Source organism: Aquabacterium sp. (genome assembly GCF_030652515.1).
Classification (GTDB): domain Bacteria; phylum Pseudomonadota; class Gammaproteobacteria; order Burkholderiales; family Burkholderiaceae_C; genus Aquabacterium.
This window is the reverse complement of the sequence record NZ_JAUSAR010000007.1, coordinates 1-3305: the sequence shown is the minus strand read 5'-3', so window position 1 is coordinate 3305 and position 3305 is coordinate 1. Positions and strand designations below refer to the sequence as shown.

4 protein-coding genes are annotated in these 3305 nt (G+C 64.3%); all 4 read right to left on the bottom strand.

The window, feature by feature from the left end:
- Positions 1–160: 160 nt before the first annotated feature.
- A complete protein-coding gene (locus Q7V20_RS00755; protein WP_304786150.1) occupies positions 161–664 on the bottom strand; it encodes a hypothetical protein in 504 nt (167 codons plus the stop codon).
- Between the two features lie 10 nt (positions 665–674).
- Positions 675–1280 carry a conjugative transfer signal peptidase TraF gene (gene traF / locus Q7V20_RS00750; protein WP_304786148.1) on the bottom strand — a complete coding sequence of 202 codons (606 nt, stop codon included), beginning with the start codon at positions 1278–1280 and terminating at the stop codon, positions 675–677.
- Positions 1277–1648, bottom strand: a complete 372-nt coding sequence (locus Q7V20_RS00745) for a hypothetical protein (RefSeq protein WP_304786146.1) — start codon at positions 1646–1648, stop codon at positions 1277–1279. Before Q7V20_RS00745 ends, traF begins: the two co-directional genes overlap by 4 nt.
- On the bottom strand, positions 1645–3305 hold a 1661-nt coding region (gene traC / locus Q7V20_RS00740; RefSeq protein WP_304786144.1), incomplete at its 5' end, for a type IV secretion system protein TraC. The genes Q7V20_RS00745 and traC, both read right to left, overlap by 4 nt.

Here is a 3305-nt window from a genome sequence, read left to right as displayed (position 1 = left end):
TCTCGCAGGCGTTGCGCAATGAACTCCAGCAGGTTGGCTTCGCTGATCGGGTAGGTCGGACCGATGCTGCCCAGGTCCACGCCCCAAGCGCATGAGCCCACACCTGCGCATGTCATGGTCAGCAGGCAGGCCATCACCATCAACTGTGGGCTCTTGGGCTTCATGGCTGCCCCCGACCATCGCAACGGATGCGTTGAGCGAGTTGGTTCAGCAGGGCGTCTCGCTGCGCCAGTTGGCTGGGGTGGCTGGCGCTGACCATGCCCATGAGGACCGGGTCACCGCTGCCCTGGGCAATGGCCATGCGCAACGCCAGCGCGGTGAGGGGCCGCCCGCAGCGTTGCGCGAAGGCACGCAAGTAGGCTTGAGCGCCGTCGCGCGCGGCAGGCGAGATTTGCGCCAGCAGTGCCAGGTAGTCCTCCAGAGGCACGTCGTCTGGCGTGGACGCAGGCGTGCTGGTGCTTTGAGTGACTGGGCTGCTGTGGGCGCGACTTTCGGCCAGTTGCCGGGGCGACCTCTTGGTCGCGGTCTGGGCCTGAACGTTGGCTGCAGATGCCAAACCAGCGATCCAGATGCACAGGATCAAGCGAGGCGCCGAGTGGCGCACGTAATTACGGCCATTGCGGCACTTGCGGTGTTGCTGGAGGTGGCATGGACAGGCTTGCATGTCATGTTCCTCAGAACAGGGGCCGCACGAGCCCGATGACCTGCTCGGCGCGGACCAGACCGCTGCTGCGGTAGCGCGAGTCAAAGCTGTCGGGGCTGCTGCCTTGGACGTAGTAGCTGCCCGGTGGGATCAACGTGGGCTGAATGGGATCGAGCCCACGGTGGTCGAAGGTCTGAGCCTTGGCATGCCCCACCGACTCGCCGTTGATCAACACCATGCGGTCTTGGACGGTGATGGTGTCACCGGGCAGGCCCCTGACCATCTTGAAGAAGGGCTGGCCGCGCAGGCCCGGGTAGTGCTGCTGTGCATCGCCAGCGAAGGCGAACAGGATGTAGTCGCCACGGTGCAAGGTGGGTGGCGCAGCCTGTGTCCAGGTCACGCGATAGGCGACACGGTAGGGCAGACTGGGCGTCCAGTTGAAGACAATGGGCAGGCGTGGGGTGGGATCCAGGAACAACCGGACGTAGGCCAGCGCCCAGATGGCGAACACCGGGAGGTAGAGATACCAGCGGCGACGCATGTGGGCCAGTTGGTCGCAAAAGGATTGCCGGGCTTGGCGATAGCTGCGCACATGCCAGGGCACGGGCGGCGGGATGCGGACGATCTGCAAAGTCATGGCATCCCCACTTTCTGGCGCAACTGGGCCGTCAGGTCCACGGTGTGGGGTGTAGGACCGGCCACAGCGCCTTTGAGTACCACCAGGCATGCGCAGTCGCGGGGCAATTCCTCCAGCGCAATGGGCAGGCGTTGGGCGAAGGTGCGCGCCATCAGCATGGCGTTTTGCCGATCGTCTTCCGAGCCTGCCTTGGTGAGCAGTTGCGTGAACTCGGCTTCCTTTTGCCGGTACACCTCGGCCACATCGACCATGCCGATGCGCAGCGCTGGGCGCACCACAGTGCGGTCATAGAGCAGCAAGGCGGCAGAGACCACGATCAGGGTGAGCAGCGACTGCACAAGGGCAGGGATGAGGCTGATCGCTTTCATACGGTGTGCCCCCGGCGCCTCAGCAGTTCGGTGATGGCGGCATCGATGCTCAGACCTTGCGCGCGCAGCTCGTCGATGGGCGCGTTGTCCTCCAGCTTGTTGGAAAACAGCAGGTGCGTGGCCGGATCCAGGATGTTGCGCGCCACCCCTTCGCCCACCGGGGAGGAGATGTACAGCTCGGAGTACACGCCCGCCTCGGTCCTGAGCGAGTTCAACAAGCGCTTCTTGGGCTCGTCCATGGTCAGCCTGCCCTTGCGGTCCAGCATCTCGATGGATTCGGGCTTCTGGCGCAGCAGGAACACCCAGTCCGAGCAGTTGAACGCGGCTTCCATCTGGGCCGAGCCATAGAAGTCGTCGGCGCTCTGGGTTGCCGTGCCCAAGGCTCCGCCGTATTTGCGGGCGCGCCGGGCCGCTTCCTCGATCACGGCGGCCTTGACGGGGTCATCGGCCCCGATATCGCCGAGCTGCTGCTTTAGCTCGTCAATGAACAGCACCTTGCGCCGGTTGCGGCTGAGGTACATCTCGCCGGTGATCTGGTGCAGCAACAGGATGTTGACAACGGCGTGCAGGTCGGGGCGGCGCTTGAGTTCCTCGTTTTCGATGACGATGAAATCGTTGCTGAAATCGACGTTGCTGGGCCCCTCGAAGAAGCGCTCGTACTGGCCGCCTCGGGTGTAGGGGTTGAGCATCACGGCCAGGTCCTTGATGCGCTGGTCGTTAACCAGGCCCAGGGCTTCGATGTTGCCGGTCTTGAAGGCCTCGCGCAGCGCCGTGATGGTCAGGTCGTTGCCGTGCTCGGCGAACAGCTTGAGCACCATGGCCGAGATGGCCTTGTACTGCACCTCTTCCAGCGTGTGCTGCATGGAGCACATCTTGGAGATGGCCGGCACCAGCATGTCGATGTCCTCGTGGATGTCAACGATGTTGGTGAAGGGGTTCAGGCAGATGTCCACATCGGGGCGGAACTCGATGTAGGTGCCCTTGGCCTTGCGGCACAGCTTCTCGAAAGAGCGGCCCAGGTCCAGCATCCAGACCTTGGCGTCGATGGCCCGGTAGGACCAGGCCATCTCGTTCATCAGCACCGACTTGCCCGAACCCGGTGCGCCGATGATGGCGAAGTTGTAGTTGCCCAGGTCATTGTCGAAGATGTCCAGGGTCATCAACTGCCCACGGCGCCCGCCGAAGACCAGGGCGGGGGTGCGTGTGCCGCGCCACTCCGCGATTAGGGGAGCCAGGTGGATCGCGTTGGCCATGGTCTTGCGCGAGACGCGACGCATCTTGGTCAGATCGCCATGAAAGCGGGGCGTCAGGGTCATGGGCAGGCTGGCCAGGAGCGCCTGGCGGTGCATGTACACGTCCGCGTTGAGCTGAAAGCCCCGGCCACGCCAGATGGCGTTGGCCGCTTCGTGGGCCGCCACGGCCTTGCGCGGTGGCGAGAAAATGGCCAACTGGTGGTAGAGGCTTACCAGGCTGCCGCCGGTGTCGATGGCCTGCGCGGCGGCCGTCCAGTCCTGCAGCTTCTTGCCCACGTCCGGCATCACGTCGGCCATCTTGCTCTTGGCGTTTTGCGTGGCGCGCACATGGTTGGCGGTGACCGTGGCCTTGGTGGCATTGGGGTCGAGCACATGCACGCCCATGGTCAGCAAGAATGGCGCGC